The organism is Streptosporangium sp. NPDC002607 (genome assembly GCF_053592655.1).
Genome location: NZ_JBSFWD010000002.1, coordinates 140,357 through 162,224 on the forward strand (window position 1 = coordinate 140,357; position 21,868 = coordinate 162,224).

Sequence of the window (21,868 nt, forward strand, 5' to 3'; positions counted from 1 at the left end):
CGCGGCCGGACGGGCGAGTAGCCGTGGTCAGGTGGAGGTCGGGCCGTAGACGGCGCAGGGGGCGCCGGTGGTCATGGCCCAGTAGCGGTCGCCGTAGGACCAGTGCCACCACTCGGTGGGATAGTTGACCAGGCCGACCGCCTCCAGGGCCGCGCCGAGGATCTTGCGGTGGTGCCGGGCCTCGGCCGACAGGCCGGGGGCCTCGGTGTAGCAGGCGCCGCCGCTCTGCTCGGGGGTGGCGTTGAGCGGGGTGCCCATGTCGAGCTCGGTCCCGTCCTCGGCGGACAGGGTCAGATCGACCGCCGCTCCCGCGGTGTGCGGGGCGATCTCGACGGGCGAGACGTAGCGGCTCGCCGCACTCCGGAGCTCCGCGGGCGACATTTCCGGAAATGTCGCCCGCAACTCCGCCGAGTAGTCATCGAAGATCTTTTTCTGGGTCGCCAGTGGCCGGTAGCCCTCCACGACCAGCAGCCGGTATCCCCCGGGAAGCTGCGCCTGCGCCTTCTCCAGCCGGTCCAGCAGCCCGAGCCGCAGGTGGGCGAAGGCCCCCTCGGCGTCGGCGAGCCGCCCGTCCGTCTCCAACCGCCCCCGCACGTCGATCAAGGGCTCACCGGACTCCTCGACGGGGATCGAGGCGACTCGGGCGTCGGAGATCAGCACGATGTCACGCATGACGGCAATTCTTCACCAAACACCTGCCGGTTGGAGACCCAGTCCTCCAGAAGGGGTCACGGGCCGGTCGGCGGATCGTCAACTTCGCCCTTCCCGGCAGAGCGGCGCTCCGGAACCCCGCCGGCCACCGTCGCCGTCCGCCGTCGCCGTCCGGTGTCGCCGTCCGCCGTCGCCGTCCGGTGTCGCCGTCCGCCGTCGCCGTCCGGTGTCGCCGTCCGGTGTCGCCGTCCGGTAAGGAACCCGCGAGGATCGAGAACGGATCTGCCGCCGGCGTCCTCCGGGCGGAAGAACGTCAGACGGTGACATCAGACGGTGTCGGAGAACACCTGCTCCCGAGCCTGCTGCAGCGCCGACACCAGCGCGCCGCGCAGCACGGGGTTGCCCCTGACCCGCGAGACCACGACCCTGGGCTGGCTCGGGCAGACCCGGGCCACGGCATCCTGCACCCTGGCGGCGAGCGCGTCCCCGCCAGCCCTGCCGACGTCGCCGCTGAGCACGATCAGCCCGGGGTCCAGGACCACGGCGACCGCGGCGACGCCGACCGCCAGCCGCCCGGCCAACTCGTCCAGAAAGGCCTCGGCACCCTCCGCGACGGCCGTACGGACCCGCTCCCCCACCGGAGTCGCGTCGGCGGCGGAACCGATGCCGTAGGCGCTCGCGAGCCCGGCCACGGCGTCGCCGCCGACCAGGCGCTGGAACGAGCCCGACTGGGGTTCGCTCACGTCGGTGGGGAGCGGCTCGCCCGGGACGGGAAGCCAGCCGATCTCACCCGCGCCGCCGGTGAAACCGCGGTGCAACCGCCCGCCCAGCATGACGCCGAGCCCCTGGCCGACCCCGGCCCAGACGAGCACGAAGTCGTCGACGCCCAGCGCCGCGCCGTGCGCGCGCTCGGCCAGCGCGGCCAGGTTCACGTCGTTCTCGATCGTCACCGGGACGCCGAGGTCGCGACGGAGCTCGGCGAGCACGCCGTTGTGCCAGGAGGGCAGGTCGAAGGAGAACCGCACGTCGCCGGTGCCGGGGTCGACGACGCCCCGGGTGCCGATCACGAAGGCGCGGAGCCGGTCCGCGCCGATGCCCGCGGCCCCGCACGCCTGGCCGACCGCACCGCGCACCAGCCGTACCGGATCGTCGTGCCCGCTGGGGTCGGCCGAGACCTCGGCGACGAGTGTGCCGGTGATGTCGGCGATCCCGGCGCTGATCCGGTCGGGGAGCACGTCAAGCCCGACCACGTACGCGCAGGAGGGCACCACCCCGTAGAGCGCGGCGTTGGGGCCGCGCCCGCCGGCCTGCTCGCCGACCACCGCGACAAGGTCTCGCTCCTGGAGCCTGGCGAGCAGCTGACCCGCGGTCACCTTGGAGAGCCCGGTGTGTTCTCCCAGCTCAGCCCGGGTTAGCGGGCCACTGGACAGCAGGAGCTCCAGCGCCGCACGGTCGTTGAGCTGGCGCAGCAACCGGGGGGTCCCCGGGCGTGTGGACAAGGCCGTCCTTCCCGTCACGATCCGCTAACGATCGTTTCTTTTAAGAAAGTTTCTTGTTAGTTTATCCCTAGCCAGCCCGCAGGCAAGTGATCGGGACCGCGGGTTGTGACAGTTCCGACAGCTCCCAGTGAGTGCAGAGGGTCGCGGGGACCCCGGCCATAACAGATGAGCGCAAACTCCGGCGAAAGCCTGAAAGGGAGAACTCCAGTGAAGTTCGCGAGAATCGCCACCACGACGGCCACCACGGCCGCCCTCGCCCTGGGTCTCGCCGCGTGTGGCAGCAGCGAGCCCGCCACCCCGGCCGCCGGCTCCGACGCGTCGGCACCCGCCGCGTCCGGACCCAAGTTCGCAGGTCAGACCCTGACCGTCTGGCGCCTCGGCGCTCCGGACGAGAAGCAGAACAAGCTCATGGGCGACCTGAACGCCAAGTTCAAGGAGACCACCGGCGCCGAGGTCAAGCTCCAGTGGGTGCCGTGGCCCGACGCGCAGGCCAAGTGGACCGCCGCGCTCGCCGGCGGCGAGGGCCCCGACGTCACCGAGTTCGGCAACGACCAGGTCGCTGCCTGGGTGGCGCAGGACGCGCTGACCGACATCACCGACATCGTCAAGGCCGCCCCCGACTTCCAGCAGATCCCGCAGAACCTGTGGGGCTACGAGACGGTGGACGGCAAGATCTACGCCGCCCCGTGGGGTGGCGGCACCCGCGCCGTCCTCTACCGCAAGGACTGGTTCGAGGACCTGAAGATCGAGGTGCCCAAGACCTGGGAGGAGCTCGTCGAGGCGGGCAAGAAGATCGTCGCCAAGAAGGGCAAGGACGTCGACGGCTTCGCCTTCAACGGCGGCTCCGACGCCAACATGTCGCTCTCCCCGTTCGTCTGGTCGGCCGGCGGCGACTTCGCCGCGTTCGAGGGCGGCAAGTGGGTCGGCAAGCTGACCGAGCCCGGGTTCAAGGAGGGCTTCCAGTACTACACCGACCTGGTGACCAAGCACGGCGTCTCGCGCAAGTCCGCGCTGACCCAGAACTCGGTGGACATCGCGACCCGCTTCGCCAACGGCAAGGTCGGTATGTACGTGACCGGCGGCTGGGACATCACCACGATCAAGGAGCAGAGCGGCGGCAAGGTCGACGACTCGAAGATGTCCTTCTTCTCGCTCCCGGCCAAGGACGGCAGCGGCCCGGCCCCGGCCTTCCAGGGCGGCAACGACATCGCCATCTGGAAGGACACCAAGAACCTCGAACTGTCCGCCGAGTACGTCAAGCTGGCCGCCGGCAAGGAGTTCGGCACCCGCTACGCCAAGGAGGGTGGCCTGCTGCCGCTCTACCCGGAGGCTCTGACCGAGTACGCGTCCGACCCGGTGCAGGCGCCGTTCGCCGAGACCTTCAAGGTCGCCAAGGGCTTCCCGAACGACACCAACTGGGCCGAGGCCAACGACACCAAGGCGGTCCTGCAGAGCGCGGCCCGCTCGGTCATCGAGGGTAAGAAGGACGTCGACACCGCGCTGGCCGACGCCAACAAGGAACTCGAAGAGATCCTGAACCAGTAGCCATGGCGAACACCTCAACCATCGCCCGGGACGGGGGCTCCCCCTCCGTCCCGGCGCGGGGGCACCGAGGCGCCACGCCCCCGCGCAGGTCCGGGCTGCCCGTTCGGGTGGTCCCCTACGCGCTGCTCGTCCCCGGCCTGATCGTCATCGCGGGCCTGCTGCTCTACCCGCTCTTCCAGATGGTCGTCATGTCCTTCCAGAACGTGGGACTGCGGCAGATCCGGGGGGTACCGGCCGAGTCCGTCGGCCTGGAGAACTACCAGAAGCTCATCGAGTCCGAGCTGTTCTGGACCTCGCTGCGTAACACGGTGGTCTTCGCCGTCGTCACGGTGGCGCTCACCCTGCTGCTCGGCACGCTGGTCGGCCTGCTCCTGCACAAGCTGGGCAAGAAGATGTCGACCTTCCTGATCATCGGCATCATGGCCGCCTGGGCCACCCCGCAGATCGCCACCGCGATCATCTGGCGCTGGCTGTTCGACGCGGAGTCCGGGGTCATCAACTGGGCGCTCAACGCGCTGCCCGACTGGTTCTCCTCCCTGCTGTTCGGCCGCTCCGACTGGACCGGCGAGCCGTGGCTGAACGACGCGTTCACCATCTACCTGGTGCTGATCATCGCGGTGGTCTGGGCGTCGTTCCCGTTCATCGCGGTCTCGGTGCTGGCCGGGCTGAAGAGCATCTCCAAGGAGCTGTACGAGGCGGCCAGGGTGGACGGCGCCTCCGCGTGGCGGATCTTCTGGAAGATCACCTTCCCGCTGCTGAAGCCGGTCTTCGCGGTGCTCACCGTGCTCTCGGTGATCTGGGACTTCAAGGTCTTCACCCAGCTGTTCGTGCTGGCGGGCGGCACCTCCAACCGGGAGGCGTTCAACCTGTCGCTGTTCGCCTTCACCCAGGCCTTCAGCGCGCCGCCCAAGATGGGCATGGGCGCGGCCATCGCGGTGGTGCTGACGCTGATCCTGCTCTTCATCACCTTCTTCTACGTCCGCCAGATCGTGAAGACGGAGGACGTGCGATGACGACGTACGGCAGGCGCGGGCCGCGGGGAAATCTCCGGCAGCGTAAGCGACTCGGCAACATCGGCCTGAACACCGCGGCCGTCCTGGTGTTCCTGTTCGCGGTCTTCCCCGTCTACTGGATGGTGAGCACCGCCTTCAAGAGCAGCGAGCAGATCTTCACGACGGACTTCATCCCCTTCCCCACCGATCCCACGCTCGAACACGTGCGGCGGGTCTTCACCGAGGGCGTCGCCGGCCACTCCATCTGGCGCTACCTGCTCAACAGCTCCATCGTGGCCCTCGGCACCGTGCTCATCGGCGCGGTCTTCTCGCTGCTGGCGGCGACCGCGGTGGCCCGCTTCCGCTTCCGCGGGCGCACCTCGTTCCTGATCCTGCTGCTCATCGTGCAGATGGTCCCCGGCGAGGCACTGCTCATCCCGCTGTTCATGATGGTCAGGCGGGCCGGGCTGTACGACCAGCTCCTCGGCCTCATCGTGGTGAACGTCGCGATGACGCTGCCGTTCGCCATCTGGATGCTGCGCACCTTCGTCGCGGCGGTTCCCAAGGAACTGGAGGAGGCGGCCTGGATCGACGGCGCGAGCCGGTTCGCCACCTTCTGGCGGGTGCTGTTCCCGCTGGTGGCCCCCGGCCTCGTCGCGACGAGCATCTTCTCGTTCATCACCGCGTGGAACGAGTTCGTGTTCGCGCTGACGCTCATCGGCGACCAGGGCAGCTACACCATGCCCGTGGCGCTGCGCTACTTCGTCAGCCAGCGGTCGGTGGACTGGGGCGGCATCATGGCCGCCTCCACCCTGATGACCATCCCGGTCATCGTCTTCTTTCTCCTGGTGCAGCGGCGGATGGTCTCCGGACTCGTCGCGGGCGCCGTCAAGGGCTGATCCCCCATCGGTGCTGGTACGGCTCGTACCCACAAGGCGCGAGCCGTACCAGCCCTGCCTGTTCCATGTCCGCTCCCCTACATCTCAGGTAAGGAACACCTACCGCCATGTCTGAGCTCATCGCGGATCGCGGCGATCAGGGGCTGCGTCGTCTCGCGGCCGGCACTCTGCTCGCCGCGTTCCAGGGCACCGAGGCACCCGAGTGGGTCCTGCGGGAGCTGGAGAACGGTCTCGGCGGCGTCACGCTCTTCGGCTTCAACGTCGCCGACGCCGCGCAGTTGTCCGCCCTCACCTCCCGTCTGCGTGAGACAAGCGACCCGGTCATCTCACTGGACGAGGAGGGGGGCGACGTCACCAGGCTCGCCTACCACGTCGGCAGCCCGTATCCCGGCAACGCCGCCCTCGGTGCCGTGGACGACGTCGAGCTCACCCGGCGGGTCTACCGGTCCATCGGCGACGACCTGGCCCGGTGCGGCGTCAACCTGGACATGGCCCCGTCCGCGGACGTCAACACCGCCGAGGACAACCCGGTGATCGGCACCCGCTCGTTCGGGGCTCAGGCCGCGCTCGTCGCCCGGCACACCGTCGCCGCCGTACACGGCCTGCAGTCGGCGGGCGTGGCCGCCTGTGTCAAGCACTTCCCAGGCCACGGCGCGACCCGGCAGGACTCCCACCTGGAGGTCCCGCTCGTCGACGCCTCCGCCGAACTGCTGCGCGAGCGCGAGCTCGTGCCCTTCCGCGCCGCGATCGAGGCCGGAACCAGGTCCATCATGACCGCGCACGTGCGTGTCCCCGCCGTCACCGGCGGGCTCCCCGCGACGCTCTCCCCCGCCACCCTGACCGGCCTGCTCCGCGGCGAGCTGGGCTACGACGGTGTGATCGTCACCGACGCCCTCGACATGCGGGCCGTCACCGACACCTACGGCCTGGCAGGCGGCTCGGTGCTATCCCTCGCCGCCGGAGCCGATCTGCTCTGCCTCGGCCCGATCCCCACCGAGGACGACGTCCACCGGATCCTGGACGAGATCGTCGCCGCCGTACTGGACGGGCGGCTGCCCGCGACCCGCCTGGAGGAGGCCGCCGAGCGGGTGTCCGCCCTGCGCGCCTGGTTCGGCACGCCCCGCACGGGTGAGGCCGAGCGGGACGTGATCGGCCTAACCGCCGCCCGCCGCGCGGTCAGCCTCACCGGCTCGGCACCTCCCCCGGTCGACCCGCTGGTGGTGGAGGTGGACACCCCGCCGACCATCGCGGTCGGCGACGTGCCGTGGGGTTTCACACCGCTGCTGCCGCGGGCGGAGGTGCTGCGGGTCAAGCCGGAGGCCGCCGACGTGCCGGACATCCTGGAACGCGCCTCGGGCCGCTCCCTGATCGTCGTCGTCAAGGACGCCCATCGCTACGAGGCCAGCAAGTCGGTGATCTCCGCGCTGCTGGCCGCCCGCCCCGACACCACGGTGGTCGAGATGGGCCTGCCCATCTGGCGCCCCGAGGGCGTGACCTACGTGGCCACCTACGGCGCCGCCCGCGCCAACGCGCAGGCCGCCGCCGAACTCCTCGGCGTCTGAGCGCCCGTACCCCTGTCCCCGCCCCGAGCCTAGGAAGGCTCGGGGCGGGATGGCTCCAGCAGTTCCGAGACCTTCGCGCCGGGTTCCGCGGCGAGGGCGCGCAGCAGCGCGCGCAGGTGACCCGCGATCTGGGACACGTCGTCGTGACCGATCACCGCGGGGTTGAAACGAAGGCCGAGGGTGAGACTCCGCTCCGCGTCCACGGCCTGGACGTGCAGCGCGCCGTGGGCCACCCCGTTGAAGACGGTCCACTCCACCCCCGCCCCGATACCGGGGAACTCCGGGACGGCCGCCCTCCTGCGGTAGCTGAACAGCACCGGTGAGGCGGGCGGCTCCGGCGGCGCGTGCCGGAACCGGTACATGGCGTGGAGCTCGGCCCGGACCGCGCGCAGGTAGGCGGGAAACTCCTCGTCAGGGCCGGGGTGCGGGGCGAACGGCACCCGCGCGACGAACGACCCGATGCGCTCGCGCGTCCGGCAGGTGCGGGTCCCGAGGTCGAGGGCGAGCGGCGAGGCGACCGTGCCGTAGCCCCGCAGCAGCACGCCCACGGCCGCCAGGAGCAACTCGAACCTGGTCGCGCCGAGAATCGCGGCGGCCCCGGTGAGGGCGCCGGACTCCGCGGCGCCGAGCACCATCTCGACGATCTCACCGGGGCCGGTGCCGTGCGGGACGGCGCGCAGGCCGGGCAGGACCGGTTCTGCGGGCTCGCGCTCGCGCTCCCTCCAGAACTCCTCGGCACCGTCGGGCCGTGCCGGGTCGCACGTCGCGGACGGCGTACCGTCCGGCGGCGGGAGGGGCGCACGCGAGAAGTAGGCGTCGGCCAGGTCGCGGACCAGGAGGTCCTTGGAACCGGCGTCGAACACCCGCCCGTGCGCGGTGAAGAGCAGCCGGACGCGCTCGGGCCCCACCCGGACGAGCGTGAACCGGGCGAGCGGGCCGCGCTCCAGGTCGAACGGGCGGGTGGCCTCGGCCGCCGCGACCCCGGGGTAACCCTCGGGGGTCGACTCCGTACGGGTGACCCTGACCCGGCCGAGCACCGGGTGCCGGCCGGCCACGGCGGCGCACGCGCCCAGTAGCGCCGGAGTGTCGACGGGACCGTTCAGGTGCAGCGCCAGCGGGATTCCCCGCAGGTCGAAGGGGGTGTGCGCCATCCTGTCCTGCTCCCTCGTGGGTGACCTCTCCTCGGATGGGCGCCGGGGCACAGGCCCCGACGGGCAATTATTAGGAAAGTTTCTTGTTTATTTATGCCTCCCGAATGCTACACATGTGGTACGCCTGAGACAAGCGACGTGTGACGAACCGAGCCGGAGGCGTTGATGATCGTTCGTGGCGGCCGGACGGGCGGGCCGAATGGCGCGAGCCCCGAACTGGCCGAGCTTGCCGACACCGTGCTGCAACCCGGATTCGTGGGCGTGGAGGCGCCCGACTGGCTGCGGAGGCGGCTCGCCGGGGGGCTCGGCGGGGTCGCGCTCTACTCCCGGAATCTCGTGGACGGCGAGCAGGTCAGAACGCTGACCGCCGCCCTGCGCGCGGAGAACCCCGACGTGGTGATCGCCACCGACGAGGAGGCGGGCGACGTCACCCGGCTGGAGGCGCTCACCGGCAGCTCGCGCCCCGGCAACCTCGCACTCGGCGCGGTGGACGACCCCGAGCTGACCGAGCTGATCGCCCGAGAGGTCGGGCTGGACATGGCCGCCGCGGGCATCAACCTCAACTACGCCCCCGTGGTCGACGTCAACTCCGACCTGGACAACCCCGTCGTCGGCACCCGCGCGTTCGGCACCGACCCCTGGCTGGTCGCCCGGCACGCCCGCGCCTGGGTCACCGGCCTCCAGTCCGCCGGGGTGGCCGGCTGTGCCAAGCACTTCCCCGGCCACGGCGCCACCGCCGTCGACTCGCACGACGACCTGCCGACCGTCGCCTACTCGGCCGAGGAACTCGCGGCCACCACGCTCCCGCCCTACCGGGCCGTCATCGAGGCCGGGGTGCGGGCCGTGATGACCGGCCACCTGCTCGTCCCCGCCTACGACCCCGACTCTCCCGCCACCATGAGCGGCCGCATCCTGGTCGGGCTGCTCAGGGAGGAACTCGGCTTCGACGGGCTGATCGTGACGGACGGCGTGGAGATGCCCTCGGTCGCCGGGCGGTACGGCGTGACCGGGGCGGCGGTCCGCGCCCTCGCCGCCGGGGCCGACGCGATCTGCGTGGGCGGCGAGCGCAAGGGTCCCGGAGTGGTCGGTTTCATCCGCAACGCCATCATGGCCGCGGTGGCCGACGGCACCCTTCCCGAGGAACGCCTGGCCGAGGCCGCCTCCCGGGTCCGCCGCCTGGCCGCCTGGTCCGCCGCGCGGCGCCGGACGGCCGGGGCGGCGGCCCCGGGAGACGGACCCGCCGGTCTCGCCGCGGCCAGGCGGGCCCTGCGGGTCCGCGGCGACGGGCTCCCGCTGCCCTCGGCGCCGCAGGTGATCGAGCTCGTCTCCGAGACGAACATCGCCGTCGACCGTGCCACCCCGTGGGGCGTCGCCTCGCCGCTGGCCGCGCTGCTGCCGGGCACGACGGCTCTCCGGCTCGGTGCCGAGGACGCGCTCCCGCCGCCCACCGCCGGGCGCCCACTGGTGATCGTGGTCCGCGACGCCCACCGGCACGCCTGGGTCGCGGACCGCCTGGGCGCCCTGCTGTCACGCCGCCCTGACGCGATCGTGGTGGAGATGGGTCTGCCCGGTCCGGCCACCCCCGGTGCCACGCACATCACCACCCACGGCGCGACCGCCGCCTCGGGCCGGGCCGCCGCCGAACTCCTGGCGGGCCACCACCGGCCGCGGAACTAGAGCGTGTTTTGTGGATCTTTCCGCCTACCGCGGTCGCCCGGACGAATGCCCCGCGGCGTTGTCGTCGTCGCCCGTGACTCCGTCATGAGTTCCCTCTCCGCCGTGCGGGGCATCCGTCCGGCCGTTCCGCAGCGCAGGCGAAGATCCACAAAACACGCCTCAGGAGGCGAAGATCTCCTCCCGGGCCTGCTCCAGAGCCGCTATGACGGCCCCGCGCAGCACCGGGTTGCCGGTCACCTCGCTGGCCACCACCTGCGGCCGGACCGGGCAGCTCCTGGCCACCGCCTCCTCGATCCTGAAGGTGAGCGCGTCACCTCCGGCCGTACTGACCTCGCCGGCGAGCACCACGAGCCCGGGGTCGAGCACGACGCACACCGACGCCACGCCCAGCGCCAGCCGCCCGGCGATGTCGTTGATCAGAGGCTCTCCCCGCTCCCCCGCCGCGACCGCCGCCGCGACACACTCGGCGGCGCTCTCCCCCTCGAAGCCGTACGTCGCGGCGAGTTCGGCGACCGCCTCGGCGCTGACCAGGGACTGCAGGCCACCGGCGAGCGACGGCAGCCTGCCGGGCACGGCCCGCACGTCCTCGGCCAGCGGCACGCCGGGCACCGGCAGGTAGCCGATCTCACCCGCGCTGCCGGACCGGCCGCGGTGCAGCCGCCCGCCGAGCACGACACCCAGGCCGATGCCGCGGCCCACCCACAGGAGCACGAAGTCGTCGACCTCGCGGGCGGCGCCCAGGGTGCGCTCGGCGATGGCGACGAGGTTCACGTCGTTCTCTATCCTGACGTCGCGGCGCAGGTCGCGGGCGAGCGCCTCGTGGATGCCCTCGTGCCAGCCCGGCAGGTCGAAGGAGAACCGCACGTCGCCGGTGCGGGGGTCGACCACGCCCGGAGTGCCGATGACGACCGCGCGCAGCTTGGAGAGCGCGACCTTGGCGGACCGGCAGGCCTTGACCACCCCGCTGTGCACCAGAGCGACCGGATCCTCATGCCCGTTCGGCGCCACCCGCACTTCGGCGACGATCTCCCCATGGATATCCGCGATGGCGGTCGTGACGAATTCCGGGCCGACATCCAGGCCCGCCACATAGGCCGAGGAGGAAATAATCCCATAAAGCGCGGCATTAGGCCCGCGGCCCCCCGCCTGCTCCCCCGCCACCTCCACCAGGCCGCGCCCTTCCAGACGGGCGAGCGTCTGGGACGCCGTCACCTTGGAAAGACCCGTGAGCTCCCCGATCTGCCCCCGTGTCAGCGGCCCGGAGGCGAGCAACAGCTCCAGGGCGGCCCTGTCGTTGATCTCCCTCAATAGCCTGGGCACGCCAGGACGTCGCTCCATACGCATGCTCTCTTGTTCGCCGCTTCCCCGTCGCAATTACATTCAAGCAAGAATAACGGTTCTATTCATTAATAAGACTTCCTGATAGTTTAGCCCGGCGGAGGCCCGGCGGAGGTGCACGAGGGTCCCCCGCCACGCCGCGGCCCCGCCTACCGCCCCGTCCTCCAGGATGGGCCCCTCCGGTTCTCGCGTGCCGCCCGCACACCGTCGCCCAGGAGTCGGCGAACCACCGCGAATCCAGAAAATCAAGGGCTTGCGACGTCGACGCGGCGCGTGGAACACTCCCGGAAATGGTAAAGATTCTTTTCAGTAAGCCCCTGGCCGACCGGTGACGAGGCAGGTCTCGACATGGATACCGTCATGAGGATCGCGGCCGACTACACGGGGCCACAGGCCCGGCAGGGGCCCGTGACCATGGGCCAGGCCAACATGGCGCGTTGCGTGCTCCGCGACCCGCCGCTGCACATGAACTTCCGCGTCACCAGGCGCCTCCCCGGGAGAAGGTCCCTGCCCGCCGTCGCCGAGGCTGTCGGGCGGCTGCTCTCCCGGCACGAGGGACTGCGGGCCACCATCCACTCCGGCGTCCAGGTCGTGGCCGGTTCCGGCTCGCTGCCCGTCGGGGTGCACAGTGCCGGGACCGGCCTTGCGGACGAGGTCGCCGAGGATGTGGGCCTGCGGATGCAGGGCACCCGGTTCGAGCTGGAGGGCGAGCTTCCGATCCGGGTCGCCGTGATCACCGAGGGCGAGGAGCCTCGCCTGGTGGTGTTCGTCCTGCCCCACACCTCGGTCGACGCCATCGGCCTGGCCACCCTCATGAGGGAGTGGGAACGCCTGATCCGGGGAATCGCCGTACCGGCGCCGTACCCGATGCAACCGCTGGACCTCGCGGCCGCCGAGAGCACCCCCGCGGCCCTGCGCCGGACCGAGGCTGCGCTGCGGTACTGGGAGAGCGGCCTGCGGCGGGCACCGCAGTCGATGTTCACGGTCGACGAGAACGCCGACGCCGACGCGATCCGCCCCCGGTTGCGGGTCCGCTCGGCGCCGGCGGCCAAGGCGCTGGGAGCCATCGCGAGCCGCACGGGGGCCAGCCGCTCGGCGATCACACTCGCCGCGCTGGGCGTCCTGATCGGCCTGTGGAACACGCAGCGAACCTGCGTGATCGCGTCGCTGGCGAGCAACCGGGTACGGCCCGAGCTGCGCGACTACGTCGGGCCGCTGGCTCAGGACGCGCTGATCACCGCGGAGCTGGACGCCCCCACCTTCGACGAGGCCGTCCGCCGCTTCCGCGGCGCCTCCCTCTCCGCGTACCAGCACAGCCGTTTCGACTCCACAGCGCTCTGGGAGGTGATCGAGGCGGTCAACGCCGAGCGGGGTGTGGACTTCGCCCGTGACTGCGTCTTCAACGACATGAGCGGTGTCACCGTCTCCGAGCCGGAACCGGCGCCCGCCGCCGAGGTCGAGTGCGACTGGCTGCCGGAGGCCTCGCTTCCCGCACACCTCGCGCTCTGGGCCAACCGGCTGGAGGAGGTGGTGGATCTGACGCTCTGGACCGATCCGCGAGTGATGAGCCGGGAGCAGGCGGAGGGCTTCGGGACCGGGCTCGCCCGGCTCCTGATCGCGGCCGGAGACGGGGATGTCCAAGCTTGCGACATTACGAATATATCGGGAATTTCGCCTATCGAGCGTGATGCGGACTGGATCTACACCGACTCCTGCTGGGTGAGCCTCCGCGCGGTGGAGCGGCTCGTCGGTGAGGCGGTCCAGGGAAGGCCCCATCTCGTGGCACGCACTCCGGACGGGCTTCTGACCTGCCACGTCACCTCAGGAACCGCCGAGGAGATCCACGCGGCCTGCCTCGCCCTGCTGCCGGGCCGCACCTCCGCGATGGCCCCCCACCGCTACGTCGTGCACGCGCCGGGACCCACCGGCGCGTCGCCGTACGGCCCCGTCCTCACCGAGGGCGACGGACGCCGTTCGACGTCTCAGCGGACCTCGCGCGTAAGTAACCAATAGCAGGCGGGATAATCGGTTACATGCGCCTATCCGCTCGTGTCGACTATGCCCTCCGTGCCGCCGCCGAACTCGCCGCCGCAGGTGATGGCCCCACCACGGTAGGGGAGCTGGCCAAAGAGCAGGACATGCCTCCCAAGTATCTTGAGAACATCCTGCTCCAAATGCGCCGCGCCGGGCTGGTCCGCGGCCAGCGTGGCCCCGAGGGGGGCTACGTGCTGGCCCGCCCGCCCGCCGAGATCAGCCTGGCCGATGTGATCCGTGCCGTTGACGGCCCACTTGCCAACGTCAGAGGGGAGCGGCCCGAGCACGTCGGCTACCGGGGTCCCGCCGAGTCGCTGCAGCAGGTCTGGATCGCGCTGCGCGCCAGTGAGCGGGCGATCCTGGAAGAGGTCACGCTTGAGAACGTGGCCACCGGGGCCCTTCCCGAGCGGGTTCGCAGCCTGTCCGCCGACCCCGCGGCCTGGGACTGACCGTGCCGCCCGCGACGTCCCCCGTGATCGTGCCGGTACCGCCCACCCACGGCCGGCACGTGTCTCCCGGCGGGTGCCATGCCCGAGGGTGACGTCGTCCACCAGGCCGCACTGCGGCTCTGCCGGGCACTCGACGGGCGGACGCTGACCCGCTCGGACTTCCGTGTGCCGCGCCACTCCACGGCCGATCTCACCGGGCGTGCGGTGCTGGAGACCGTCTCACGCGGCAAACACCTGCTCACCCGCGTCGAAGGTGACCTGACCGTCCACACCCATCTGAGGATGGACGGGAGCTGGCAGGTCTCGCCCTCGGGGCGGGGACTGCCCCGGGGCGACGTCGTCCGCCTGGTGCTGGCCAACGCGGAGTGGCAGGCGGTGGGGGTCCGGCTGGGCATGGTCGACCTGGTCCGAGCCGAGGAGGAGGGGCGACTCGTCGGGCATCTCGGACCCGACCTGCTCGGAGAGGACTGGGACGAGGCCGAAGCCGTACGGCGGCTGGCGCGGCGGCCTGAGACGAGCATCGGGGTCGCGCTGCTCGATCAGCGCAACCTGGCGGGAATCGGCACCATCTATCGCGCCGAGACGCTTTTTCTCACCGGGGTGTGGCCGTGGCGACCGGTGGGTGCGGTAAAGGATCTGGAGGCGATCGTTTCGCTCGCGCGACGGTTGATGGACGCGAACAAGGAGCGCCCGAGCAGGACCACGACGGGCGACCCCCGTCCGGGACGGGGCACCTGGGTCTACGGCAGGGCCGGGCGGCCTTGCCTGCGCTGCGGGCATCGGATCAGTCGCGGGGAGATGGGTGCACAGCCGCAGGAACGGCTGATCGTCTGGTGCCGTCGCTGCCAGCCGGAAGAACCGACCGGCTAGGCGGCGACCATGTCGTTGACCTCGGGGAAGACGGAATCGGGCACGGTCTCGGGAATCGGCAGACGCTCCCGCTCGGGGACATCGCCCGCCAGCACCGGAGCGTGCTGGAGTTCGGCCAACGCGAACTGGTCGGAGACCTCACGGAGAACCTGTGAAAGCGGCACGCCCAGGGCACCGCAAATCGACGCGAGCAGTTCTGAAGAGGCCTCCTTCTGCCCACGCTCCACCTCGGACAAGTAGCCAAGAGAAACCCGAGCCAGTGTGGACACCTCACGCAGGGTGCGACTCTGCCGCACCCTCAGCCGCCGCAGCACGTCACCGAGCAGCTGACGCAGCAGGACCATCTGTCGCTCCCTCCCCGGCGCGGATGCCTTCGCGACACTCCGCGCTATCGGTTCGTGCCGCCCGTTCTTCGAACGCGACCCTTGGTACATACTCCTCGCCGTCATCATCGCTTGACCTTTACCTCACTCACAGTTCCACCGTACCTGTATCCACCGACACCGCGGCAGACCATGGGGAGCATGTTCGCTGGGGACGTAACGCGGTAATCACCCGGAATGTTCCCCCACGTTCGCCTCCAGCACACCTCGGAGAAGGTCTACGGCCTCATTCACCGTCGATTCCCGGATCTGCTCACGAGTCCCCGCGAGTTGCAGATCCCGGTGCCATACCCGTCCGTCCGGACCGCTAACGGCGAGATGAACCGTACCGACCGGTTTACCATCCTGTGGTTCGGGGCCGGCCACACCGGTGACGGCCAGACCGTAGGTGGAGCCGGCCAGGAGGCGCACCCCGGTCGCCATGGCGGCGGCGATCTGCGGGTGCACGGCGCCCTCGCGGTCGAGCAGGTCCGCGGGGACGTTCAGCAGCCGCTGCTTGAGCTCGCTGGAGTAGGAGATGACCCCTCCCAGGAAGGCCGCGGAGGCTCCCGGCGGCTCTGTGAGGGCCGCTCCGATCAGCCCGGCGGTCAGTGACTCGGCCACCGCCACCGTCTCGCCCCCGCGGACGAGAAGGGAGAGGACCGTGGTCGTCGCGAGCAGGCGGTGGCTCATACGGCCCGCGCCCGCTTCGCGACCTGCCTGAGCTTGATCGCCCGGATCACGTAGTCAAGGCCGGTGCCGACGGTGACGACGGCCGCCGCTCCCATGACGACCCAGCGGATCGGGTCGGGCACATCCGGCCAGATGTAGGAGACGATCGCAGCGATCTGCAGGACGGTCTTCACCTTCCCACCGTAACTGGCCGGGATGACGCCGTGCCGGATGACCGCGAACCTCAGCGCGGTGACGCCCAGCTCCCTGCCCAGGATCACGATGGTGACCCACCAGGGCAGTTCCCCCAGCACCGACAGGCTGATCAGTGCGGCACCGATGAGGGCCTTGTCGGCGATCGGATCGGCGATCTTCCCGAAATCGGTGATCAGGCCGTAGCGGCGGGCCAGCTCGCCGTCGAGCAGGTCGGTGAGCGAGGCCACCATGAAGACCACCAGCGCGGCCACCCTCCAGCCGGATCCCGGCAGGAAGAGGCAGGCCGCGAAGAACGGAACCATCGCCAGTCGTATCACCGTCACGACATTGGCGATGTTCCAGGCGCTCACCTTGGGGCGCGCGGGTGTCGCTGTCGAGTCGGTGCCGGTCTCTGGCGTGTTGGTCATACGCTCTCCCGGCCCGGTGGCGCGTTCATGGGGCCGCCTTGATGCGGGCGATCAGGTCGACCCCCTCCGAGTCGACCACGACGGCCCGGACGATCTGGCCGGGAACCAGTCCGATGCCCTGGACCGTCACCGAGCCGTCGACCTCGGGCCCCTGGTGGGCGGCGCGACCCTCGTAGCCGCCGTCGCCCAGGTCCTCCTCGATCAGGACGTCGACCTCGGTGCCGATCCGTTCCTCGGCCCGCTGGGCCATGAGCTCCTCGGCCAGCTCGGTGAGCGCGGACACCCTGGCGTCGACGATCTCCTGGTCAAGCTTGCCCGGGAGCGAGGCCGCCTCGGTGCCCTCCTCGTCGGAGTAACCGAAGATGCCGATCACGTCGAGCCTGGCCTGCTCCAGGAAGCCCACCAGCTCACCGAACTCCTCCTCGGTCTCGCCGGGGAAGCCCACGATGAAGTTGGAGCGCACGCCCGCCTCGGGGGCGTGGGCGCGGATCGACTCCAGGAGGTCGAGGAAGCGCGCGGGGTCACCGAAGCGGCGCATCCGGCGGAGCACGGGACCGCTGGCGTGCTGGAAGGACAGGTCGAAGTAGGGGGCCACCCCCTCCGTCGAGGAGATGATCTCCAGCAGCCCCGGGCGGAGCTCGGCGGGCTGCAGGTAGCTGACGCGCACCCGTTTGATGCCCTCGGTCGCGGCGAGCGAGGGCAGCAGCTTCTCCAGCGCCCGCAGGTCGCCCAGGTCCTTGCCGTAGGAGGTGGAGTTCTCGCTGACCAGCACCAGCTCCTTGACGCCCTGTTCGGCCAGCCAGGCGGCCTCACCGAGGAGTTCCTCGGAGCGGCGCGAGACGTACGCCCCGCGGAAGGCGGGGATGGCGCAGAACGTGCAGCGCCGGTCACAGCCGGAGGCCAGCTTCAGCGAGGCCACCGGCCCTTCGCCCAGGCGCTTGCGGAGCGGCCGGGGACCACTGGCGGGTGCCAGGCCCTCGGGCAGCTCACCGTGGCCGGGAATGGCGGTCTTGGGGGCGGCGGCACGCTCCACCGGCGAGATGGGCAGCAGGGTCCTGCGGTCACGGGGGCTGTGCGGGACGAGCGGCCTGCCCGCCAGCACGTCGTCGAGGCGGGTGCCGATCTCGGTGTAGTCGTCGAAGGAGATGACCGCCGCGGCCTCGGGCAGCGCCTCGGCGAGCTGGTCACCGTACCGCTCCGCCATGCAACCCGCGGCGACCACCTTGGCCCCGGAGTCGGCCGCGGCGAGCAGCGTGTCGATGGAGTCCTTTTTCGCTGAGTCGATGAAGCCACACGTGTTGACGACGACGACGTCGGGATCGTCGTCGCCCAGCTGCCAGCCGGCAGCCTCAAGACGAGCGGCGAGCTCTTCGGAGTCGACCTCGTTGCGTGCGCAACCAAGTGTGATCAGCGATGCGGTTCGGCGGGATGACATGGTGAACACTACGGTATCGGGAGTTGGCCACTACCCGATGCACCTCCCCCACTCCAGCACCGCCGCATCCCCGTCCGCCCCGGACATCCCGCCGTGAAGACGGGAGTCCGGAAGGTGAGGACCACCGTGCCGACCAGGGACGTTCACCCGACCGGGTGATCCACGAGCCTGGCCGGGGCCGTCGCCGCGACCCCGGCAGAACTCCCGGTCGCCGCGTCAGCGCTCCTTGGCGGCGGGGGCGTCGTAGGAGCGGTTGACGATCTGCCCCGGGCTCCCCGGGGCACCCAGGTTCTTGCCGTTCACCTTCAGGGTGAACGCCCCCCCGTCGCCGAAGGTGACCCTCATCCTGTCCTTCGCCTTCCAGGTCGAGGTCTTGCCCTCCTTGAGCGTTCCGGAGAAGAGCCTCTTGCCGCCCGCGTCCTCCACGTCCAGCCAGGAGGTGCGCTCCGCCCTGACCTGGAGGACGACCATGTCCTTGCGCTTCTTCTCGGCCAGGGACGCCGCCCGGCCCGGTGAGCCGGGAGCGCTGCCGGCCGGCGGCGGCAGCGCGGCGGGCACCGGCACGGGATGGCCGTCCGCTATGGGCGTGTCGCCCCCGCCCATGGTCCGCACCACTCCGAAGATGACCACGATGCCCAGCGCCACCGCCATGGCCGTCGTCCAGTTGGGCGAGCGGCGCTCACGGATCTTCAGTGGCATGTCGGCCTGGAAGACGCTGGAGGCCCGCACCGGCAGCGGGACACCCCCGTGCTGCTCGTCGTAGCGGTGCACCAGCGTCTCCGGATCGAGCCCGACGACCTTGGCGATGTTTCTTATATGGCCCCGCGCGTAGAAATCACCCCCGCACTGGGAGAAGTCGTTCCTCTCGATCGCCTGGATGAGCACCTCGCGGATGCGTGTCCGCGCGCTCAACTGCCCAACGGTCATCCCCATCGACCGCCTGGCATCCGCCAGATCGCTTCCAATGCCCATGGCGCACGCCCCTCAGCCCCCGACGTTGCGTAGCGATCCCCATTCAATCAGTAACCGGACGGGAGGTGTGCGGCGGGGGGTCCGTTCCCTCCCGGTGTGTCATCCTCCACGCAGGTCGGTCAGCAGGCCGGGGAGCTCGTCGGGCTTGACCATGACCTCCCGGGCCTTCGAACCCTCGCTGGGCCCGACGACGTTCCTGCTCTCCAGCAGGTCCATCAGACGGCCCGCCTTGGCGAAGCCGACCCTGAGCTTGCGCTGGAGCATCGAGGTCGAACCGAACTGGGTGGTCACGATGAGCTCGGCCGCCTGGATCAGCAGGTCGAGGTCGTCACCGATGTCCTCGTCGATCTCCTTCTTGGAGGTCGTCACGGCGGCCACGTCGTCGCGGTACTCGACAGCCATCTGGGCCTTGCAGTGCCCGACGATCTCGCCGATCTCCTTCTCGGAGACGAACGCGTTCTGCAGCCGCATGGGCTTGCTGGCGCCCATCGGCAGGAAGAGCGAGTCGCCCTGGCCGACGAGCTTCTCCGCGCCCGGCTGGTCCAGGATGACCCGGGAGTCGGCCAGCGAGGAGGTGGCGAAGGCCAGCCGGGAGGGGACATTGGCCTTGATCAGCCCGGTGACCACGTCCACCGAGGGGCGCTGGGTCGCGATGACCAGGTGGATGCCGGCCGCGCGGGCGAGCTGGGTGATGCGGACGATGGAGTCCTCGACGTCGCGCGGGGCGACCATCATCAGGTCGGCGAGCTCGTCGACGATCACCAGCAGGTAGGGGTAGGGCTGGTAGACCCGCTCGCTGCCCGGTGGCGGCACCAGCTTGCCGGTACGCACCGCCTTGTTGAAGTCGTCGACGTGCCGGAAGCCGCTGGCGGCCAGGTCGTCGTAGCGGCGGTCCATCTCTCCGACGACCCATTCCAGGGCCTCGGCGGCCTTCTTGGGATTGGTGATGATCGGCGTGATGAGGTGCGGAATGCCCTCGTAGACGCTGAGCTCGACCCGCTTGGGGTCGACCAGGACCATGCGGACCTCGTCGGGGGTGGCCCGCATCAGGATCGAGGTGATCAGACCGTTGACGCAGACCGACTTTCCGGCGCCGGTGGCACCCGCGATGAGCAGGTGCGGCATCTTGGCGAGGTTGGCCACTATCGTGCGCCCCTCGACGTCCTTGCCCAGCCCGACGATCATCGGGTGGTGGTCCGCCTGGGCCACCGGGGAGCGCAGGATGTCGCCCAGTGAGACGAGGTCCTTGTCGGTGTTGGGGATCTCGACGCCGATCGCCGACTTGCCGGGGATCGGGGACAGGATCCGGACGTCGGCCGACTTGACCGCGTAGGCGATGTTCTTGGTGAGCGCGGTGACCTTCTCGACCTTGACCGCCGGGCCGAGTTCGATCTCGTAGCGCGTCACCGTCGGCCCCCGGGTGAAGCCGATCACCTGGGCGTCGATGGCGAACTGCTCCATCACGCTGGTCAGCGCGTTGACGACCACCGTGTTGGCCTTCGTCTGCGGCTTGGGGGCGGTGCCGGGGCGCAGGAGCTGCGGCTCGGGCAGGGTGTAGGGACCCGCCTGCGGGGACAGGACGAGCTGCTCGACCTTGCGCGGTGCCGGGGTCGGGTCGGGAGGCTCGGGCGCGTCGGCCCTGACCTGCGCGGGTTCGGCCTCGTCCACCAGGCCGGGCACGATCTCCGGGGAGTGGCCTCCGAGCCCTCCCGGCGACTCGGCGACCACGGGCGTGTCGTAGGGCTTGACGTGGTCGCCCAGCTCGGCCCCGCCGGAGTCCGGCTTCTTGCGGGTGGAGGGCCGCTTCCTGGACGCCCGCGGCGCGCTGGGCAGGTCGCGGTTGAAGAGCATGTGCCTGATCTCGGCCAGCCGCTCGGGAACCCGGTGCACCGGGGTGGCGGTGATCACCAGAATGCCGAAGCCCGACAGGATCAGCAGCAGCGGGATGGTGATGAAGGAGGGCAGGATGCTCGCCGGGGGCGCCGAGACGATGAAGCCGATCATGCCTCCGGCGGCCGCCACCTTGTCCATGCCGTCCGAGCCGCCCCCCGAGGGGTACGGCGTGTCGTGAACGACGTGCACGACACCGAGCACACCGATGGTGAGGGCGGACCACCCGATGATCATCCGGCCGGTGTCGGCGTTCTGGTCGGGGTGACGCAGCAGCCGCCAGGCCAGCAGTACGAGCAGGATCGGGACCAGCCAGGTCAGCGATCCGAAGACGGCGCGCATGACCTCGTCGACCACCGTGGAGACCGTGCCGGTGTTCTCCCGCCAGGTCATGGCCGCCAGCACGATCGCCCCGGCGAACACCGCCAGGCCGAGCCCGTCGCGGCGGTGGACGGGGTCGAGTTCGCGCGCGTTCTGCCCCAGGGCCCGCGCGGCGCTGCCGATGCCTCCCGCGAGGAGCATCCAGATGCCCATGAACAGCTTGCCGATCATGGTGAGAACCCAGCTGATCGGGTCGTGCTGCGGAGAGGCCGGCCTGCGGGCCGCACCCGCACCCCTCCCCCGGTTGGCGGACGCCCTCCGAGCGGGGGCCGTACGGGCCTGGGAGGCGCCCGAGCGACCGGGGGAGCCCTTGCCGGGGGGCTTTCCTGAGGAGCCTTTAGACGTACGGGTGGCCATGCTAGGGAGGTTAACGAGACGGATGGTGGATTGCTCGCCGACTCGCCGGAGGGGTGCCCCCCTCGCCCGACCTTTCACAAAATCAGCTGATATCTCGTGAGCAGTTATGACTCGATCCGGGAGGGCATCCGGTCGAGCCCGCGCCCCTCCGGCTTGCCGACGTAGACCGTCTCGTCCCCGCTGTGGTACCCGGACGCGGAGGAGTGGAAGATCAGCAACAGGCTGATCAAGAACCTCGGATTCAACCCGTGCGACCTGAGCAGGCCCGTGGACGGCGGCCGGCGGGCCGTCGTCGTCCGCGAGGGCCGCGCCCTGGCGATCTACATCCATGGGGGCGAGTACCACAGCGAAGCGAGCGACGCCCAGTTCGCCAAGCAGTTGAGGGACGCCAGGAAGATGGCGGCCAAGGTCTGCTCCCTGCCCGGCGTCTGCTGCCCCGCCTCGACCGGCGGGGAGGGTGGCACTCGCGTCCGTACGACGACCGGTGCGGCCGCCGTACGGAGGTGAGG

General features: G+C 70.6%; 20 protein-coding genes. 9 read left to right on the top strand and 11 right to left on the bottom strand.

Annotated features, from left to right (window positions below):
• Positions 1–27: 27 nt before the first annotated feature.
• Positions 28–672, bottom strand: a complete 645-nt coding sequence (locus tag ACWD3H_RS03080) for a M15 family metallopeptidase (protein ID WP_350913102.1) — start codon at positions 670–672, stop codon at positions 28–30.
• A 305-nt stretch (positions 673–977) separates the two neighbouring features.
• A complete protein-coding gene (locus ACWD3H_RS03085; protein ID WP_350913100.1) occupies positions 978–2,150 on the bottom strand; it encodes an ROK family transcriptional regulator in 1,173 nt (390 codons plus the stop codon).
• A gap of 207 nt (positions 2,151–2,357) precedes the next feature.
• On the opposite strand from ACWD3H_RS03085, the gene ACWD3H_RS03090 reads away from it, so the two are divergent.
• The 4 genes from ACWD3H_RS03090 to ACWD3H_RS03105 all read left to right on the top strand — a co-directional run bounded on the left by ACWD3H_RS03090 (position 2,358) and on the right by ACWD3H_RS03105 (position 7,148).
• Positions 2,358–3,695 (top strand): sugar ABC transporter substrate-binding protein, encoded by a 1,338-nt coding sequence (locus ACWD3H_RS03090; RefSeq protein ID WP_350913098.1) that lies wholly within the window; start codon positions 2,358–2,360, stop codon positions 3,693–3,695.
• 2 nt (positions 3,696–3,697) lie between these two features.
• Entirely contained in the window at positions 3,698–4,708 is a 1,011-nt protein-coding gene (locus ACWD3H_RS03095) for a carbohydrate ABC transporter permease (RefSeq protein ID WP_355549002.1), read from the top strand.
• Positions 4,705–5,586 (top strand): carbohydrate ABC transporter permease, encoded by an 882-nt coding sequence (locus ACWD3H_RS03100; protein ID WP_355627718.1) that lies wholly within the window; start codon positions 4,705–4,707, stop codon positions 5,584–5,586. The genes ACWD3H_RS03095 and ACWD3H_RS03100 overlap by 4 nt, the downstream gene beginning before the upstream one ends.
• 107 nt (positions 5,587–5,693) lie before the next feature.
• A complete protein-coding gene (locus tag ACWD3H_RS03105; RefSeq protein ID WP_451953835.1) occupies positions 5,694–7,148 on the top strand; it encodes a glycoside hydrolase family 3 protein in 1,455 nt (484 codons plus the stop codon).
• Between the two features lie 29 nt (positions 7,149–7,177).
• On the opposite strand, the gene ACWD3H_RS03110 is transcribed toward ACWD3H_RS03105, so the two are convergent.
• Entirely contained in the window at positions 7,178–8,299 is a 1,122-nt protein-coding gene (locus ACWD3H_RS03110) for a condensation domain-containing protein (protein WP_451953836.1), read from the bottom strand.
• A gap of 165 nt (positions 8,300–8,464) precedes the next feature.
• Between ACWD3H_RS03110 and ACWD3H_RS03115 the strand changes: the two genes are divergently transcribed.
• A complete protein-coding gene (locus tag ACWD3H_RS03115; protein WP_451953837.1) occupies positions 8,465–9,976 on the top strand; it encodes a glycoside hydrolase family 3 protein in 1,512 nt (503 codons plus the stop codon).
• 159 nt (positions 9,977–10,135) lie between these two features.
• Here the strand turns inward: ACWD3H_RS03115 and ACWD3H_RS03120 are convergent, their stop codons facing one another.
• Positions 10,136–11,314, bottom strand: coding sequence for an ROK family transcriptional regulator (locus tag ACWD3H_RS03120; RefSeq protein ID WP_350913087.1), 1,179 nt, complete (start codon positions 11,312–11,314; stop codon positions 10,136–10,138).
• 348 nt (positions 11,315–11,662) lie between these two features.
• Between ACWD3H_RS03120 and ACWD3H_RS03125 the strand changes: the two genes are divergently transcribed.
• From ACWD3H_RS03125 to ACWD3H_RS03135, 3 genes are all read left to right on the top strand, one after another.
• Positions 11,663–13,327 carry a condensation domain-containing protein gene (locus ACWD3H_RS03125; protein ID WP_451953838.1) on the top strand — a complete coding sequence of 555 codons (1,665 nt, stop codon included), beginning with the start codon at positions 11,663–11,665 and terminating at the stop codon, positions 13,325–13,327.
• A 20-nt stretch (positions 13,328–13,347) separates the two neighbouring features.
• Positions 13,348–13,797 (top strand): RrF2 family transcriptional regulator, encoded by a 450-nt coding sequence (locus ACWD3H_RS03130; RefSeq protein WP_326637143.1) that lies wholly within the window; start codon positions 13,348–13,350, stop codon positions 13,795–13,797.
• Positions 13,798–13,875: 78 nt separating this feature from the next.
• On the top strand, positions 13,876–14,667 hold the full coding sequence (locus ACWD3H_RS03135; RefSeq protein ID WP_451953839.1) for an Fpg/Nei family DNA glycosylase: 792 nt from the start codon (positions 13,876–13,878) through the stop codon (positions 14,665–14,667).
• On the opposite strand, the gene ACWD3H_RS03140 is transcribed toward ACWD3H_RS03135, so the two are convergent.
• From ACWD3H_RS03140 to ACWD3H_RS03170, 7 genes are all read right to left on the bottom strand, one after another.
• Entirely contained in the window at positions 14,664–15,011 is a 348-nt protein-coding gene (locus ACWD3H_RS03140) for a helix-turn-helix domain-containing protein (RefSeq protein WP_030904158.1), read from the bottom strand. The two genes, ACWD3H_RS03135 and ACWD3H_RS03140, sit on opposite strands and share 4 nt — an antisense overlap.
• 207 nt (positions 15,012–15,218) lie before the next feature.
• The gene (locus tag ACWD3H_RS03145) at positions 15,219–15,722 is read right to left on the bottom strand and encodes a CinA family protein (RefSeq protein ID WP_355561264.1); all 504 of its coding nucleotides are present in this window, start codon (positions 15,720–15,722) and stop codon (positions 15,219–15,221) included.
• On the bottom strand, positions 15,719–16,324 hold the full coding sequence (gene pgsA / locus ACWD3H_RS03150) for a CDP-diacylglycerol--glycerol-3-phosphate 3-phosphatidyltransferase (RefSeq protein ID WP_350913078.1): 606 nt from the start codon (positions 16,322–16,324) through the stop codon (positions 15,719–15,721). The genes ACWD3H_RS03145 and pgsA overlap by 4 nt, the downstream gene beginning before the upstream one ends.
• A gap of 25 nt (positions 16,325–16,349) precedes the next feature.
• On the bottom strand, positions 16,350–17,759 hold the full coding sequence (gene rimO, locus ACWD3H_RS03155) for a 30S ribosomal protein S12 methylthiotransferase RimO (RefSeq protein ID WP_350955656.1): 1,410 nt from the start codon (positions 17,757–17,759) through the stop codon (positions 16,350–16,352).
• A gap of 216 nt (positions 17,760–17,975) precedes the next feature.
• Positions 17,976–18,671: a helix-turn-helix domain-containing protein gene (locus tag ACWD3H_RS03160; protein ID WP_451935458.1), complete on the bottom strand. Its 696-nt coding sequence runs from the start codon at positions 18,669–18,671 to the stop codon at positions 17,976–17,978.
• A 159-nt stretch (positions 18,672–18,830) separates the two neighbouring features.
• Positions 18,831–21,359, bottom strand: coding sequence for a DNA translocase FtsK (locus tag ACWD3H_RS03165; RefSeq protein WP_355561271.1), 2,529 nt, complete (start codon positions 21,357–21,359; stop codon positions 18,831–18,833).
• Between the two features lie 104 nt (positions 21,360–21,463).
• The gene (locus tag ACWD3H_RS03170) at positions 21,464–21,589 is read right to left on the bottom strand and encodes a hypothetical protein (RefSeq protein ID WP_451953840.1); all 126 of its coding nucleotides are present in this window, start codon (positions 21,587–21,589) and stop codon (positions 21,464–21,466) included.
• A 37-nt stretch (positions 21,590–21,626) separates the two neighbouring features.
• Between ACWD3H_RS03170 and ACWD3H_RS03175 the strand changes: the two genes are divergently transcribed.
• Positions 21,627–21,866 (top strand): hypothetical protein, encoded by a 240-nt coding sequence (locus ACWD3H_RS03175; RefSeq protein ID WP_451953841.1) that lies wholly within the window; start codon positions 21,627–21,629, stop codon positions 21,864–21,866.
• The last annotated feature ends 2 nt before the right edge of the window (positions 21,867–21,868 follow it).

What these genes read in the sequence shown, in the direction of transcription:
- rimO (WP_350955656.1), bottom strand. Translation starts at nt 17,759, where the DNA reads ATGTCATCCCGCCGAACCGCATCGCTGATCACACTTGGTTGCGCACGC.
- ACWD3H_RS03110 (WP_451953836.1), bottom strand. Translation starts at nt 8,299, where the DNA reads ATGGCGCACACCCCCTTCGACCTGCGGGGAATCCCGCTGGCGCTGCAC.
- ACWD3H_RS03125 (WP_451953838.1), top strand. Translation starts at nt 11,663, where the DNA reads ATGGATACCGTCATGAGGATCGCGGCCGACTACACGGGGCCACAGGCC.
- ACWD3H_RS03135 (WP_451953839.1), top strand. Translation starts at nt 13,876, where the DNA reads ATGCCCGAGGGTGACGTCGTCCACCAGGCCGCACTGCGGCTCTGCCGG.
- ACWD3H_RS03100 (WP_355627718.1), top strand. Translation starts at nt 4,705, where the DNA reads ATGACGACGTACGGCAGGCGCGGGCCGCGGGGAAATCTCCGGCAGCGT.
- ACWD3H_RS03080 (WP_350913102.1), bottom strand. Translation starts at nt 672, where the DNA reads ATGCGTGACATCGTGCTGATCTCCGACGCCCGAGTCGCCTCGATCCCC.
- ACWD3H_RS03140 (WP_030904158.1), bottom strand. Translation starts at nt 15,011, where the DNA reads ATGGTCCTGCTGCGTCAGCTGCTCGGTGACGTGCTGCGGCGGCTGAGG.
- ACWD3H_RS03105 (WP_451953835.1), top strand. Translation starts at nt 5,694, where the DNA reads ATGTCTGAGCTCATCGCGGATCGCGGCGATCAGGGGCTGCGTCGTCTC.
- ACWD3H_RS03145 (WP_355561264.1), bottom strand. Translation starts at nt 15,722, where the DNA reads ATGAGCCACCGCCTGCTCGCGACGACCACGGTCCTCTCCCTTCTCGTC.
- ACWD3H_RS03120 (WP_350913087.1), bottom strand. Translation starts at nt 11,314, where the DNA reads ATGGAGCGACGTCCTGGCGTGCCCAGGCTATTGAGGGAGATCAACGAC.
- ACWD3H_RS03095 (WP_355549002.1), top strand. Translation starts at nt 3,698, where the DNA reads ATGGCGAACACCTCAACCATCGCCCGGGACGGGGGCTCCCCCTCCGTC.
- ACWD3H_RS03115 (WP_451953837.1), top strand. Translation starts at nt 8,465, where the DNA reads ATGATCGTTCGTGGCGGCCGGACGGGCGGGCCGAATGGCGCGAGCCCC.
- ACWD3H_RS03130 (WP_326637143.1), top strand. Translation starts at nt 13,348, where the DNA reads ATGCGCCTATCCGCTCGTGTCGACTATGCCCTCCGTGCCGCCGCCGAA.
- ACWD3H_RS03165 (WP_355561271.1), bottom strand. Translation starts at nt 21,359, where the DNA reads ATGGCCACCCGTACGTCTAAAGGCTCCTCAGGAAAGCCCCCCGGCAAG.
- pgsA (WP_350913078.1), bottom strand. Translation starts at nt 16,324, where the DNA reads ATGACCAACACGCCAGAGACCGGCACCGACTCGACAGCGACACCCGCG.